The organism is Shewanella halifaxensis HAW-EB4, assembly GCF_000019185.1.
Lineage (GTDB): Bacteria > Pseudomonadota > Gammaproteobacteria > Enterobacterales > Shewanellaceae > Shewanella > Shewanella halifaxensis.
In genome coordinates, this window is record NC_010334.1 from 4,604,218 (window position 1) to 4,619,650 (window position 15,433).

The 15,433-nt window shown below is 45.7% G+C and carries 15 protein-coding genes; 5 read left to right on the forward strand and 10 right to left on the reverse strand.

From position 1 onward, the window contains the following. Window positions 1–110 precede the first annotated feature (110 nt). The gene (locus tag SHAL_RS19590) at window positions 111–1,505 is read right to left on the reverse strand and encodes a PhoH family protein (RefSeq protein WP_012278848.1); all 1,395 of its coding nucleotides are present in this window, start codon (window positions 1,503–1,505) and stop codon (window positions 111–113) included. 341 nt (window positions 1,506–1,846) lie between these two features. On the opposite strand from SHAL_RS19590, the gene rapA reads away from it, so the two are divergent. Both rapA and SHAL_RS19600 read left to right on the forward strand, forming a co-directional pair. Then, window positions 1,847–4,753 (forward strand): RNA polymerase-associated protein RapA, encoded by a 2,907-nt coding sequence (rapA, locus tag SHAL_RS19595; protein WP_012278849.1) that lies wholly within the window; start codon window positions 1,847–1,849, stop codon window positions 4,751–4,753. A gap of 196 nt (window positions 4,754–4,949) precedes the next feature. Then, window positions 4,950–5,756, forward strand: coding sequence for a DUF3530 family protein (locus SHAL_RS19600; RefSeq protein ID WP_223296221.1), 807 nt, complete (start codon window positions 4,950–4,952; stop codon window positions 5,754–5,756). Window positions 5,757–5,841: 85 nt separating this feature from the next. Here SHAL_RS19600 and SHAL_RS19605 read toward each other — a convergent pair whose 3' ends face one another. Further along, window positions 5,842–6,333 (reverse strand): YqhA family protein, encoded by a 492-nt coding sequence (locus tag SHAL_RS19605; protein WP_012278851.1) that lies wholly within the window; start codon window positions 6,331–6,333, stop codon window positions 5,842–5,844. A gap of 174 nt (window positions 6,334–6,507) precedes the next feature. Continuing rightward, a complete protein-coding gene (locus SHAL_RS19610; RefSeq protein ID WP_012278852.1) occupies window positions 6,508–7,314 on the reverse strand; it encodes a crotonase/enoyl-CoA hydratase family protein in 807 nt (268 codons plus the stop codon). A gap of 379 nt (window positions 7,315–7,693) precedes the next feature. Here SHAL_RS19610 and SHAL_RS19615 point away from each other — a divergent pair, with 379 nt between their 5' ends. Further along, window positions 7,694–8,689, forward strand: a complete 996-nt coding sequence (locus SHAL_RS19615; RefSeq protein ID WP_012278853.1) for a response regulator — start codon at window positions 7,694–7,696, stop codon at window positions 8,687–8,689. Window positions 8,690–8,702: 13 nt separating this feature from the next. Then, window positions 8,703–9,674 (forward strand): sensor domain-containing diguanylate cyclase, encoded by a 972-nt coding sequence (locus SHAL_RS19620; RefSeq protein WP_041416136.1) that lies wholly within the window; start codon window positions 8,703–8,705, stop codon window positions 9,672–9,674. A 77-nt stretch (window positions 9,675–9,751) separates the two neighbouring features. On the opposite strand, the gene rraB is transcribed toward SHAL_RS19620, so the two are convergent. The 6 genes from rraB to SHAL_RS22760 form a co-directional block, all read right to left on the reverse strand. Next, window positions 9,752–10,162 (reverse strand): ribonuclease E inhibitor RraB, encoded by a 411-nt coding sequence (gene rraB / locus SHAL_RS19625; protein WP_012278855.1) that lies wholly within the window; start codon window positions 10,160–10,162, stop codon window positions 9,752–9,754. 29 nt (window positions 10,163–10,191) lie between these two features. After that, on the reverse strand, window positions 10,192–10,920 hold the full coding sequence (locus SHAL_RS19630) for a 1-acylglycerol-3-phosphate O-acyltransferase (RefSeq protein ID WP_012278856.1): 729 nt from the start codon (window positions 10,918–10,920) through the stop codon (window positions 10,192–10,194). Window positions 10,921–11,161: 241 nt separating this feature from the next. Next, on the reverse strand, window positions 11,162–11,947 hold the full coding sequence (locus tag SHAL_RS19635) for a metal ABC transporter permease (RefSeq protein WP_012278857.1): 786 nt from the start codon (window positions 11,945–11,947) through the stop codon (window positions 11,162–11,164). A gap of 126 nt (window positions 11,948–12,073) precedes the next feature. Further along, window positions 12,074–13,000, reverse strand: a complete 927-nt coding sequence (locus SHAL_RS19640; protein WP_012278858.1) for a metal ABC transporter solute-binding protein, Zn/Mn family — start codon at window positions 12,998–13,000, stop codon at window positions 12,074–12,076. Further along, window positions 12,984–14,171 carry a hypothetical protein gene (locus tag SHAL_RS19645; protein WP_012278859.1) on the reverse strand — a complete coding sequence of 396 codons (1,188 nt, stop codon included), beginning with the start codon at window positions 14,169–14,171 and terminating at the stop codon, window positions 12,984–12,986. The genes SHAL_RS19640 and SHAL_RS19645 overlap by 17 nt, the downstream gene beginning before the upstream one ends. Window positions 14,172–14,248: 77 nt before the next feature. After that, window positions 14,249–14,530: a hypothetical protein gene (locus tag SHAL_RS22760; RefSeq protein ID WP_012278860.1), complete on the reverse strand. Its 282-nt coding sequence runs from the start codon at window positions 14,528–14,530 to the stop codon at window positions 14,249–14,251. Between the two features lie 230 nt (window positions 14,531–14,760). Between SHAL_RS22760 and SHAL_RS23595 the strand changes: the two genes are divergently transcribed. Next, window positions 14,761–14,886: a hypothetical protein gene (locus tag SHAL_RS23595; protein ID WP_012278861.1), complete on the forward strand. Its 126-nt coding sequence runs from the start codon at window positions 14,761–14,763 to the stop codon at window positions 14,884–14,886. Window positions 14,887–15,039: 153 nt separating this feature from the next. Here the strand turns inward: SHAL_RS23595 and SHAL_RS19650 are convergent, their stop codons facing one another. Beyond that, window positions 15,040–15,258, reverse strand: a complete 219-nt coding sequence (locus SHAL_RS19650; protein ID WP_223296222.1) for a hypothetical protein — start codon at window positions 15,256–15,258, stop codon at window positions 15,040–15,042. Window positions 15,259–15,433 lie beyond the last annotated feature (175 nt).

The following is a 15,433-nucleotide window of genomic DNA, read 5'->3' on the forward strand; positions in this document are numbered from 1 at the left end:
TAATATCAGTAAGATAGCTTTCAATAATAGCTTAAAAATGTAACTTAAAAGTTAAAAAAGACCTCAACAAATGTGAGGCCTAATTGATTTACTAGCCAAAACAGAGCTGGCTAGAGATTTTCTTCAGCAAACTCAGCGAGACGAGAGCGTACAACACCGTTTAGATAGATGTTTGCACTGCCATCGAAATTTTTAAAACGTTCGACAATATAAGTGAGTCCTGAGGTCACGGCGGTTAAATAATTGGAGTCAATTTGCGCAAGGTTACCACTACAAATAAGCTTAGTGCCCTCGCCCATTCGAGTGATCATGGTTTTTATCTGTGAAGCGGTTAAATTTTGGCACTCATCGAGGATGACTACCGAATTTTGAATCGAGCGACCACGCATAAAATTAATCGACTTAAACTGAATATTGGCTTTATCCATGATGTAGTTCATGCTGCCACTCGGGTTGACATCATTTTTATGTAGCACCTCTAAGGTGTCGGTGATTGCTGCTAACCAAGGGGTCATCTTCTCCTCTTCGGTGCCCGGTAAGAAGCCAATAGACTCGGCTATTTCAGGTGTATTACGGGTGACGATAACTTTCTCGTACTTACCACGCTCAACCACCAGCTCCAGTGCGGCCGCCATGGCCAGTAGGGTCTTACCACAACCTGCAGGCCCGGTTAAGATCACCATATCAATATCTGGATCGAGCAGCGCTTGCATCGCCATACCTTGATAGACGTTCTTAGGTCTAATGCCCCACGCCTCAAGGTTAAGCAGTCTTTCTTGGCCCAGATCTAAAAACTTAAGCTCGGTCGGGGTTTTATCGACAATACGTCCGCAAAACTCACTACTGTCATCGAGTAGATATTGATTGGTGTAAAACAGATCTTCGCCGAGTTTTTCGAGCGGCACACTATGCACAGTATGGCGACCATTACTCTGTGTTTTCACTTCATCGGTATGCTGCCAAAAATCCCCTTCGAAGCGATGAAAACCTTTAGTTAGAAAGCGAATATCATCGATAAGTTGATCGGTACGGTAATCTTCCACCTGCTCAATACCCGCACCTTTGGCTTTAAGGCGCATATTGATATCTTTGGTAACCAGTACCACTTTACGAGGTTGATGTAACTCTTGTAGGTGTAGCGCTGTATTAATGATGCGGTTGTCGTTATTGTCACCTGGCATGCTACCTATGGTGAACTCTATTTGATGGTCGGGGAAAATGGATAAGGTGCCACTCACATCGGCGTGGTCTTCACGTCTTGGTAGGGGAACCCCTTTGACTATTTGCTCGGGTGTGGTTTTACCACCTAAAATATCTTCTAATGCTCTAATCGCAACTCGAGCATCACGGCTGACGTCTCGTTTTCTATCCTTAATCAGATCCAGCTCTTCCAGAACTGTCATTGGCACGACTACGTCATGTTCCTTAAATGAATAGATAGCTAAGGGTTCATGCAGTAATACGTTGGTATCCAGTACAAACAACTTTCTGTCGTCTTGTCCCATGGCGCCTCCAATTGTGCATTAGTGTCAATTACAAGATCGCTGCAGCTCCTTTTGTTAGTTATAAATTTGTTAACAACAATTCCATATTGCCACCAATAAGTTTCAGCTTCAATGCTCTAAATAAGTTTTTAGGCCTCAGCTTAGTTTTTTTAAGCGCTAACCATTGATATCGAGCTGATATGATTGGGCGATGTCACAAAAAAATACTTCGGTGCAACTGATTATTTAGTACACTATTACTTCAGATTAGGGCGAATATTAGCGGGTTCAATTTTCAATATGCTCGCGATTGGTATAACATACGCGCCCCTTGTGATTCACCCAGTATATGAGAATTTTAAATGCCGTTTTCCTTAGGTCAACGTTGGATCAGTGACACCGAATCAGAATTAGGTTTAGGTACAGTAGTTGGAGTTGAGGGCCGTATGGTCACCGTTCTTTTCCCTGCCACTGGCGAGAATAGACTGTTTTCCCGTACCGAAGCCCCGCTAACACGTGTTATCTACAACCCAGGCGACACCATTGAAAGCCACGAAGAGTGGAGTCTTGTCGTTACTGAAGTTGAAGAAAAAGATTCACTGATTATTTACCACGGCACTCATAGCGAAACTGGCGAGCAAGTTAGCCTGCGCGAAACCTTGCTGAATCACAATATCCGTTTTAATAAGCCACAAGATCGTCTGTTTGCCGGCCAGATCGACCGTCTAGACCGGTTTAATGTGCGCTATCAGTGTCAGCTACTTCGCAATAAGCTAGCCACATCAGATCTGCTTGGACTACAAGGGCCACGCGTTGGATTGATCCCACATCAACAATGGATAGCACACGAAGTGGGTCAGCGTTTTGCGCCCCGCGTATTGCTAGCCGATGAAGTGGGTCTAGGTAAAACCATTGAAGCGGGTTTGATTATCCATCAGCAATTGCTGACAGGCCGTGCCGAGCGTATCTTGGTGATTGTGCCAGACACACTTCGCCACCAGTGGTTAGTTGAGATGCTGCGCCGCTTTAACCTGCGCTTCTCGGTATTCGATGAAGACCGCTGTGTTGAAGCTTATGCCGATAACGACAACCCTTTCTATACCGAGCAGCTAGTGATCTGTTCACTGGATCTACTGCGTAAGAAGCGCCGTTTAGATCAAGCCTTAGATGCCGACTGGGATCTGATGGTAGTGGATGAAGCGCATCACTTAGAGTGGTCGGAAGAAGCACCAAGCCGTGCTTACCAAATTGTTGAAGCCTTGAGTGAAGAAATTCCAGGGGTATTACTACTTACCGCTACACCCGATCAGCTTGGTCACCAGAGCCACTTTGCTCGCCTGCGCCTGCTCGATCCTGATCGTTTCTATGACTATCAAGCCTTCTTAAAAGAAGAGGACAGTTACAAAGACGTGGCGACCGCAGCCGATGCACTAGCCAGTGGTGAGTCACTGTCGGATGAATCGATAGCAGGTTTGACACAGCTACTGTCTGAAAAAGATATCAGCGCTAGCATCGCATTAATCCAAGATGACAGCGCCGACACAGACACTCGCTTGCAAGCTCGTGACGAACTATTGCAAGACCTGCTCGACCGTCACGGTACTGGCCGCGTGCTTTACCGTAACAGCCGCGCATCGGTAAAAGGCTTCCCACAGCGTAATCTGCATGTACATCCGCAAAAGATGCCTGAGCAGTACGTTACCGCTTACCGCGTTAGCGCGATGATGAACAAGCATTTAGACACCAATGCTAAAGTTCGCCAAGTACTCAGCCCTGAGAAGATCTATCAAGATTTTGACAGCGGCAGTGCAAGCTGGTGGAAGTTCGATCCTCGCGTAGATTGGCTGATTGATTTCTTAAAGACCAACCGCAGCAAGAAAGTACTGATTATTGCTAGCCAAGCCGAGACTGCCTTGAGCCTTGAAGAGGCGTTACGTACTCGTGAAGGTATTCAAGCGACCGTCTTCCATGAAGGCATGTCGATTATCGAGCGCGATAAAGCGGGTGCTTACTTTGCTCAAGAAACGGGTGGTGCACAGGCACTTATCTGTAGCGAGATTGGTTCTGAAGGTCGTAACTTCCAATTTGCCAGTAACTTGGTGTTGTTCGATCTGCCGTTAAACCCAGATCTACTAGAGCAACGTATTGGTCGTCTCGATCGTATCGGTCAGAAGAACGATGTTGAGATCCACCTGCCTTACTTAGCAAATACGGCGCAAGAGAGATTAACCGAGTGGTATCACCAGGGCCTAAACGCTTTTGAGTGCACTTGCCCAAGTGGTCATATTCTATTTAACGAGTTCTCTGGCGAGCTGCTAGAAACCTTGCTAAATAATGATGAAACGAGTCTAGAGACGTTACTGGATAACACTAAAGCGCGCTATCAAGAGCTAAAGCTTGCGATGGAGCAAGGCCGTGACAAACTGCTTGAGATCAACTCTCATGGCGGTGAGCGTGCTAACAAGTTAGTACAAAGCCTTGCGGATAAAGATGGCGATACTCAGCTAATTGGCTCGGTAATTCGTCTGTGGGACATTATCGGTGTCGAGCAAGAAGACAGCGGCGAAAACGCGATTGTATTGCACCCGAGCGAACATATGATGTTCCCAACATACCCAGGTCTACCAGAAGATGGTATTACCGTGACCTTCGATCGTGAAATGGCGCTGTCTCGTGACGATATCGCACTGATCACTCAAGAGCACCCTCTGGTACAAACGGGTCTAGACTTAATCACCTCATCAGAAACGGGTACCACTAGCGTGGCAGTGTTGAAGAACAAGGCATTGCCAGCAGGCACCATATTCCTTGAGCTTATCTACCTAGCCGATGCGTCTGCACCTAAGTCGAGCCAGCTATACCGTTACCTGCCACCAACACCGGTTCGCGTGTTGCTGGATAAGAACGGCAATAACTTGTCTGATAATGTGACTTACGAAAGCTTTAACAAGCAGTTAAGTGCGGTGAACCGCCATATTGCCAGTAAGCTAGTCAATGCATCACAGGCGATTTTACACCCGCTGTTTGCTAAGGCTGAAACCTTTGCCAATGCCGAGCTACAGACGCTAACAGCTTGTGCGCGTGAGAAGATGACCAGCCAGTTATCGGGCGAGCTAGAGCGTTTGAAAGCCCTAAAGGCGGTTAACCCAAACATTCGTGATGAAGAGCTAAGTCACCTTAGCGAGCAGATGAGCGAACTAAACCGATACTTAGACAGCAGCAAGCTACAACTTGATGCGGTTAGACTCGTATTAGTCAGCCACGCTTAACAGCACTATCTTGTAAGGAAAGCCTCGATATTTCGGGGCTTTTTTTTGCCCACAAAAGCAAAGTAAACGTATATACTGCTGCGGTGATCCTATAGCCAAAGATGTTGTTGTCAGTATGAAGTTGTTCTCTAATATCGCGAAGCCCCTTTCATCTGTTTGTTGCATTTGTGCTGTGCTACTTTGCCTCAACTCCTTTATGGCATCGGCTTCGAACGCGGATTACAGCTATCTTCCTGCAAGCGAGCTAAAACAACTGCAGGTGGAAGGCAAAGATGTCCCTGCACTTTTACGCCCCTGGTTAGGTAACAAGCAACTCGGATTAACGATTATCGTCCCTGCTTTTTCTGAGCGAGCCGATGCACCGGGTTTGGTCAGCAATCTCAGACACGAGTTAAACTACTCTGGTTGGGCAACGCTAGCACTGACTCCCCCGAGCCTCAGTAAGGCTCCCTATTTCGTCACTCACGCCGAAGAAGTGAATAAAGCGGGTGAGCAGCAAAACTCAGTACCCGCTAATCAGGAAATACCTGACTTTAGCGCCGAACAACTGGCTCTAACTCAACAGCAGCAACGAGACTTTATGCTGAGTGCAATGGCGCAGCTCGACAGTTTAGGCAAGAGTTTTACCGGTAAGCGCATGCTTATTGCTATCGGTAACAGCGCTAACTTAGTCATAGAGTTATTAGAGACTAAGCACCTGCCGATGCCTGACATATTGGTGGTGATAAACCCATACAGCGATATAGCCTCCGTCAATAAGGCGCTACCACAAAAGCTGGCAGCACTATCTATACCCGTGCTCGATATTCAATCAAAAGATGGTAGCTCGGCATCGCTCGCGACTCAGGCGCAGCGACGAGTATTATCACCGGCCAACGCACCGACACGTTATAGCCAGCAGAGCTTAGCACTGGATCTATCACTGCAAGTTGCTTGGAATGATAGTCTTAAGTTTATTGAAGGTTTTGCTAATAGGATCAATAAAGCCTATCCAAATAGATAGGCTTTATCATAATGAAGGCTAAAGTTAGACGTGCTCAGAGCTAATTTTTACTGAGCAGTCTTTTACTGAGCAGTCTTTTACTGAGCTAGTCTTTGCTCAGCTTAAGCGCAGCCGCGATTAATACTACGGTAATCCCCATATAAAGCAGATCTAACATAGAGGTAGGCTTCATATCGGTAAAGAAAGAGAACACCTTAATGATCAACATCATTAAGATCACCTTACCGAGCTTACTCTTGAGTGAATCGATGCTGCTAATAATAAGGATCTTACCGCCAGCTTCACTGTTACTCGCATGCTTAAGATTGCTGATAAACAACTCGTACAAACCAAAAGCAAAAATAAGCAGTACTGCGCCTAATAGGAAAGTGTCTAAGATCTCAACCACAACCATCACTAGATCATTACGCACCGCGTGGCTGCCACTAAATATATAACCGAGAATAAGCTCAATCATATGCACGATATCTCTAATCCCCATGGCAAAGACAACGAAAGCCGCAATGATGCAAGAAAGCACACCAAACATCACCGAAAGACGGCTGCTCCATAGAAAACGTTCAAAAAGTTCGCGCATGAGTAAAAGGGTTCCAATTGATTGAAAGGAGATGGTTTTGTTAAATTGCAGCTAAGCCTAAGCGGGCGAGCAAAAACAATAAATAGGCGGGAAGTGTAAAAGAAGCGCCTGCCTACGACATAAAAATCACAGCAATTCGTGAACCAGATCACGCTTAATGCTTTTTACTAAAAACTACCAACCTGACTGCCGATTTCGATATCTCTTATCTGGATCCTTACCTTGTCTTAACGCTGCAATCATTCGATTTTTTCCCAGTAATAATCGTATTTGATACCAGGACTCGCGCCTGAGTAATTGCCGAATAGAGGCCGACCAATTGTTATTAATACTGCGCTTGATAGCCGCATTGGCATCAGGGGACGTTTGCGACAATTTGGTCGCTAGAGCCGTAGCTGCGGCTAATGGCTCAGCTTCTACCGAGGTCACAAGGTTAGCGGCAAGCGCCTGCTCTGCAGTCAATACATCCGCCGACATCGTTAACATAAGCGCCTGATCTTTTGGCATTAACTCTCGTAAACCAACCAAACCAGCCATATCAGGAACCAAGCCCCATTTCGCTTCCATTATCGACATTTTACAATCGGGATCCGCTATTCTAAAATCGGCTCCAAGAACGATCTGCATACCACCGCCATAACACACCCCCTCGAGTACCGCGATGACAGGTACAGGTAATCGACGCCAACCAATGGAGACCCTCTGCGCCAAATTGGCATTCCCCGGTAGAAACTTAAATAATAGTTTAACTGCATCTAAAGGCGAGCTCATCACACTTTTTACATCTAAACCTGAGCTAAAATTGCCCCCTTCACCGAAAAGAACCACCGCAGTAAGCGTTCGGTCTTTCGACAATGTTTTTATACAGTGTTCAATCTCACAAAAAAGTCTACAATTCAGTGCATTATACTTTTCAGGTCGATTAAGACTCACGTAAGCAATGCCATTTTTTTTGACGACGCGTACTAAATCATAAGTCATATTAAGGCCTTTCTTGGCAAGTGGTCTGTCCAGACTGAACAAGTTAACACATTTGGCATATTAGGTTAATAGATATAACATGCGGTGAAATTATGACACTCATCATTTTATTGTCCTAAAATAAGCCTATCTATTAATAGGTTGATAATTAATAATCAGCCATAGCATTCCCCGACCATGAAAGGGGATGTTATGGAAGCTAGACAATCGATTTCACTTCGAAGGCATAAGCCAAGGATTAACGACTGGGATACATTATTGATGCCCCAGTGGTGAACTGTTAATCATATCAAAGTGATAAGGACCTCAGTATTCGGGGGGATAATACCAATTGATCACACTCGTTAAGTAAATGGTTAAATAGGAAAGAACAAGAATAATGCCGCTCCCTATACTAATTTGTGACGATTCTGCGCTGGCCAGAAAGCAGATGGCCCGCACACTCCCCAAAAATTGGGATGTAGAGATCACCTATGCCACTAATGGCTTAGAAGGTATCGAGGCGATTCGTGAAGGAAAGGGCGAAGTTGTCTTTCTCGACCTGAACATGCCCGTTATGGATGGTTATCAAGTCTTAGAAGCCATTCAACGAGAAGATCTCCCTGCATTAGTTATTGTGGTTTCTGGTGATATTCAAATTAAAGCCCACGAGCGGGTTAAAAGCTTAGGTGCCCTCGATTTTATTCAAAAACCAGTGAGTGTCGATTCGATTAGCCATATTCTGCAAGAATACGGCATTTTAGAGTTGGCCCAAAGCGGCGGCGAAAATCAGGCACCGATGATCAAGGTCGATCTGCGTGATGCCTGCCAAGAAGTGGCCAACGTCGCAATGGGTCGCGCCGCCGATCTCCTGTCTAAACTACTCAACGTTTTCGTAAAGTTGCCCATCCCTAACGTGAACGTACTCGAGGTCAGTGAACTGACCATGACGCTAAAGGCGACAGAGGAGCAGAGTACGGTATCGGCGTTATGCCAAGGGTTTATCGGCGCTGGAGTCGCTGGAGAAGCTTTGCTACTTTTCCATGACTCTTCATTTCAAGATATGGCCAAGCTGATGAAGCTTGAAAACCCTGAAGATGAACAAACCGAACTTGAAGTCATGATAGACACAGGCAATGTCCTGATTGGTGCCTTCCTCAACGGTATATCTGAGCAGCTACATATGAAGTTCAGCCAAAGCCACCCAGTGGTGCTTGGCAGACACTGCAGCGTCAATAATCTGATCAGCGAAAACTCCGATAAATGGAGCCGAACACTGGCGATGGAAATTAACTACCGCATTGAAGATCATGATATTCAATGCGATCTATTACTACTGTTTACCGAAGACTCGTTGCCTACGCTCAACTATAAGCTCGGCTACTTGCTAGATTAAAATGGATATTAGGATGGCAACAGATCAGAAAGCTGTAGACAACAGTGCAATGAATGAACTCCACTGGTTAATCGATATGGTGCAAACCATAGAGGTGGGCTTAGTTGTGCTCGATCGCGATTACAACATTCAACTGTGGAACGGTTTTATGGAAAACCACAGCGGTGTTACCCCAAACTCGATTAAAGGTAAGAACCTGTTTGAACAGTTTGATTACTTGCCAGCCAAATGGCTTAAGCAAAAGATGGAGTCGGTTTATCTGTTAAAAAACCGCGCCTTTATCAGTTGGGAACAAAGACCCTTTATTTTTCAGTTTAAAAATTATCGCCCAATCACTGGCAGAGCTGACTTCATGTACCAAAATGTCACCCTGTTGCCTTTGTCATCGCTCACTGGTGAAGTGACCCATATCAGCATGATTGTTTACGATGTGACTGATGTTGCTATCAATAAACTACAGCTAAAGTCGGCAAATGAACGGTTAGAATATTTAAGCCAAATTGATGGGCTAAGCCAGCTATTTAACCGCCGCCACTGGGAGCAATGCTTGCAGAAGGAGTTTGATCGTCACACTCGTTACGGTAGTGAAACCAGCTTAGTGATGTTAGATATCGACCACTTTAAAGCGATTAACGATACCTACGGCCATCAAGCGGGTGACAGAGTCATCCAAAATGTCTCTCACACCATTAAAAAGTCACTACGAGAAACCGACTGTGCTGGTCGCTACGGTGGTGAAGAGTTTGGAGTGGTGCTAGCGAATACTCCCGCGGTCAATGCTCGCTTTTTTGCAGAGCGACTGCGCAAGAAAATCGAGAAATTAGAAATTTTGTACGAAGAGCAGCTTATCAAGGTCACTATCAGCATCGGCATATGTGATATTAAACCTGAGGTAAATGACAGCGATACTTGGTTATCTCAAGCAGATCAGGCACTTTATCAAGCGAAAGAAGCGGGACGTAACTGCACTATCGCTTACGAGTAGTTGCTCAAGTATTTATAGACGCTAGAAACAAAAATGCCCATCACTAGATGGGCATTTTAGTCGGTGAACAATAAAGATTAGTGCAATGGCTCTTCGTCTTCATCGTCATATTCATCTCTGACTTCTTCGCCATTTTCGTCGATGAAATACGTACCCCAACCGTCATAGTCGATTTTCTGCTTCGCCGCGATGTTAATCATCTTCTCGCAGGCTTCATCTAACAAGTCGGTATTGAGCTCATGGCTAGCGACGGCATCGAAACAGTAGATCACAGAGCCGTCTTCTAACTCCATCTCTTCAGCATCATTGACTTCATAACCTAGCTTAAATGCGTCAACAGCCGCTTTTTCTAAACGATCGAAGTTCGTTGATGAGAAGTGATGCTCAATGGTGTACTCGGCATCGGCCAATGAACCATCTGCAAGGATCGCTTCAACGATCTCACTGTTTTCTTGTTTCTGTTCTTTTAACTGGCGTTCAATAGACATCGATAACTCCTCAAAAATTTCGCGACCGATTATACCGCTTTAGTCATTAATGCAGAAGCTTCTTGGTTCAACTGAGATAACTTTTCAGACATCATAGTATGAATGCGCTTAGAAAGTTCTTTAACCTGCGTCTTATCAAAACCTGTCGTTTCAATTGGATCCATCATTTCGATAATCACCACACCATTGTTCCAACGGTTTAACTTGATATGACACTGATTTGAGGCCAATACCGGTACCATAGGCACACCCGCCGCAATCGCGGTATAAAAAGCGCCAGCTTTAAATGGCAGTAAGCCTTTACCACGAGATCGCGTACCTTCAGGGAAGATCCACACAGACAAACACTTGTCTTTTATCTTGCGAGCCGTGGCTGCCATGGTATCGAATGCTTTGCTACGATTTTTGCGATCAATAAGAATATTGCCAGACAACCAGTAAATTTGTCCAAATAGCGGCATCCAAGCAAGACTCTTCTTGCCTAAACTCACCGTGCCTTTTGGTACAACGGCCGTATGGGTGAACATATCGAAGTTATTCTGGTGGTTTGCAAGGAAAATGCACGGCTTATCGCCTTGCTGCTGCGAGTTCCGCACAATGACTTTAATGCCAAGCACGGGTGCAGCCCAAGAAAATACTTTGGCGAACATATGTACGTTATCTCGATGACGAGGACGTAAAATACAAGCTAAACCACCGATAACAAAGGCGAATAGCAGCATAACAGACAAGATCAAACATCTAAGGATCAACAGCACGATAATCTCCCGCGAATCAATTGGCGCCAGTATAGCCACCAACCAAGTGCGACTCAATATAAATACAACTTATGTCAATGAACATTAGTTTACACGTGTAGCCTGAAGGTAGGCCAAACGAGATTAAAATCACGAGACTTTAGCGTAAATAGCTTAAGCGAACTTTAATCTCGCGTATTTTAACCCGAAGATTTTAGCTTAGTTCTTTTAGCCGTAAGGTCTGACCTGACACAGATCTAGTTCATCCGCTCACTCTCAAGGCCAAATGTTTGCTATTTATATAGAGGCAGAGCCTAAACAGTATTGCCGTCACAGCTAAGGTCGCCACTATGGCTGCGCCACTAGGGAGATCCAAAGTCGCAGATAAGACTAAGCCGGCAACATAACCCACTAAGCCCACGATATAAGCCCATCCGAGCTTAAAGCGCCCCTTAAATTGGTTTACCGCAAGCGCTGGCAAGATCAAACTACTAAATACCAGATACACGCCGACTAACTCGACTGAAAGCGTGATCACCACGGCGAAGATCAGGTAAAAAGCGCGGCCATCGAGTAACGCAGGCCGATAAATTAGAGTGGCTAATACACTAAGATAGATACAAGCGGGCAGGATCAACTGACTCCAGCTCACCCATAAGATCTGTCCAGACATCAACTGCTTCAACATCTCGGCGCCATGGGGATCATTAGACAGCAGTAACATGGCCGCCACAGCAGCAAGTACATAGAAACAACCGATTATCGCTTCCAGTTCTTCGGCCATACGTTTGGACAGCCAAGCAATAAATCCAGCCCCTGCGATGGCAAATAGCGCTGGCATCCACACATTTGAAAATGGCAAGGCTTCGATATCATGGTTCAGATGACCAACGATAGCGCCTAAAGCTGCTACCTGAGCGATCGCCAGATCGATAAAGATGATACCGCGTTTTAATACTTGTTGGCCTAAGACTACATGAGTCGACAGCACCAAGATCCCCGCCACAAAAGCGGGAAACAAAATAGAGAGTAGATCGAGATCAAACATATGTAATGACTCTTATCATTAAAAAACTAAGACAGATCTCCCTATGGCGATCTGTCTTAGTTTGTTTTAGCCATAGTCGATGCCAAGCCTAAACAAGACAAGGCACTACCATGGCCATACTAAGCGTTATTGCTTCGCGCTCAGCAACAGATCGATCGCGCTGTCATACAGACCAAATAGATCGACACTCTGCTCATTGCCCCCAACCGACATAGGCAATATCAGCACAGGCAGATCTGAGCGCTCAGCCAACCAGTCGGCGCCGCGCTCACTCTGGTAGGAAGCGATCACGATCGCCAATATATCTCCCTGCTTAGCACGACTGAGTAAGCCGGCCAGATGAGAGCTACTCGGTGGGATCCCAGGCTTCGGCTCAAGATCTGCGACCTGCTCTAGCCCTAACCAATTAAACAGGTACTTGAAGCTAGAGTGATAAGCGATCACTTTACTGCCCTGTAAAGTTTGCGCTTTAGCCTCCCAGTGAGGGATCGCAGCTAACCAACGCTGGCTAAAGCTCGCTAAGGCCGCGTCATACTCTGCTTTCGCATCGGGATCTAACTGGATAAGCTTAGCCGTTAATGCGCTTGCGACATCGAGTAAACGCTTGGGATCGAAATGCAGATGCGGATTACCTTTTGCGTGTACATCGCCCATAGATCGATCCACAGACGTGAGCCGATCAAGCGTATCGATCTGCTCGGCGGCAAAGAACAAGCCTTGATCGGTCGATCGCACCTTGGCGTTAGCCGACTTCATCTGCAGCATAGGTAACCAACCCACCTCAAGATCGGCGCCGGCACAAATTGCCAGATCCGCCTGTCGCATTTTTGCGATCAAACTTGGCCTCGCCTGCACCTGATGTGGGTCTTGCATTGCGGTCGTGGCCGAATAGATCTTGGCATCTGGAGCCAACTCTTTCGCCAATGCGGCATATTCAGGCTCACAAGCGAAAATATTCAAGCCAGCAACGGCGCTGTTAGCAGTGCCTAATGCCAAAGTGAATGTCAGAGCCTTAAGCCCCTTGGATAAAAACTGCTTAGAATTGATGCGCACCGTGAGCCCCCAGAGTCATGACATATTGTAGAGTGATGACATTGTCATCTTCGATGCCATCAAAGTTAGTCCCTTGCTGGTTGGTGTACTGCAAACGCACGGTTGAGAAGTGACTGTGATGCCAAGCAAGACTGACTTCAGTCTCTTTCAACTTTTGTGGATCAAAGTGATCACCATGCATCATCTGGGTATCGACCTGACCATAGCGAAGACCCGCCGACCAATGAGGTGAAAACTGATAAACACTGCTTAAGTACCAACCCTCTTGATAGTCTTTCCCTTCATCGCCATGTGAATCATGATCATCATGCTCCTCAAGGGGCTTAAAATCGGTTACTCGGAAATACTCACCGCTTAACGTCAGGTGTTGATACTTGTAGTTACCATTGGGTGCCCACTTGTAGACGAAATCTCCCACATAGGTATTTTCACCCGTGTACTGTGCGCTGTGGCTATGGTCATGACCGTGGTCAGCTTGTACTTCAACATGCTCATGTTCATCAGCGGTCATGCGACCATTTTCATTACGTAAGTAACTTAAGCCTGCTTGCCAAGAACCGTTCGCCCCCACATCGCCGCCCAATTTGGTAAAGGCTGTGTAGACCCCAAGATTTTTATAATCACGTTCACCATGCTCATCTGCAGCGCGCATCTTGTCACCCTTAAAGGCTTCAACTCCCATGGTCCAATAGAGATCCGTTGGCGCAACGTAGTTTAAGCGTACACCATCATCAAAATAGTGACTGCCCAAGAAGGCACGATAAACGGCGGGTCTATCTGAAAACGCATCCGTATGCACATGCTGGTTGTTTAAGTAACCAATATCAGACAGGAAGCGACCCGCTCGCACCGAAAAACCTGCCGGCATCGCCAAGGTTTGAATGAAAGCCTCTTCTAAGCCCAGCTCAGTTTCACCGTCATGCATCTCGACTACAGCCGTTAATTTACCGTAAAACATATCGTCTATATTGGCGCTCATTGCAACTTCGGTATGGCCTAAACCAAAGCCTTCTACTCGCTCAGACATAGGTCTCTCTGCGCTCTGATAATAACCGTCGAGTACGGCGCTTATTGCCGGATTAGTCAGGCTTGAGTCGCTTGCTACAGCTTGAGTTGAAATCAGCGCGCACGCTGCCGCCACGCCAGTTAGGCGCATAGTTGAAATAGTCATCTTTTCTCCGAAATACAGCTAAGTCTTCCTCGTGGGAATACTTTGAAAATTCTTAAATTTGTGTTGTTAGTAAAGAATTAGGCTGAAGCTGGAGGGGCGCGACTGTTAAAGAAACTCACATGACGTGAGTAGGAGTGTGGAAGGATGTACTCTTGGCTGACAACTCCCTGACGCTCTACAGCGATGTGAAGCTCACAACTCGGCAGCAGGTTGTTGACCTGGTGTTGGTGATAACACAGAGTACAATGGGTTTTAGCGCCATCGTCCAAATGACTCAAACTATGAGCGGACGCGGCAAATGACAGACACAGGAATACGGCAACAAGCCCCATTACCAGTTTCTGCTTTACGCTACTCATTCGAATCACAGTGTTAACCTTGTGTATTAAAACATGACAAGTTTATGTGGATAAGAATTGAAGTCAAGCCTAGAAGTGACTCTGTGTTACAAACGCTTTGTGAGGCAGATCACCTAAACTCGAATAGCATTTAATACTGTCTTAAGCTCTAACCACTAATATTGCTAGCGTGAAATGATATCCATAGTGATATTAAACAAGAGTTTATCTTTTAAAAAGGCGCAAATATCATGCTTGAAGTAATTCGCTCAAACCTAAAGTTTATCATCATGACAACGCTATTTTTTGTTGCGATACTCGGCGGTATTTATTACGTAGAAGCGGCACTTGAAGCCCAAGTCCAAGTCATTGACTAAACAAGTTTTAGACTAAATAGATCGAATAAGTAGCTCTGTATTTATACTCTGATAGCCGAGGCTGTCAGAGTTAGAGCTAGCGTTATTTATCACCGCCTTCCCTTCGGCAAGATTATTCACGGTTAATCTCGCCTATTGGTACAACGAGTTCAGTTATCTGTATTTCTGCAGGTGCTCACTATTGTCAACGACCTCTTCTTCCGGCGCTTCAGTCACTTTCAATTGATCCATCAGGTGGGTCACCAACATCAGCATGATGGAAACTATGGCAACCGGTACGCAGATCTCACGTATACTGCTATCAAAATAGCTCCACACCAGTAAGATGACACCAGCATAAAAGCTGATGATTTTTACCCAAGATAAAACCACACTTTTACCCAGCCAGACCTGACAGAATGGACACTGGATCTCGCTAGCTAACCCCTTCCCTCTTTGGTTTTCAATTTTATCTATCGCAAACGATTTAGAACAATGGGCGCATATCACTGAGGTTATCTCTCTTAAGCTGCATATTGGCTAGATTTTCGTCCAATATTAAAGCCGT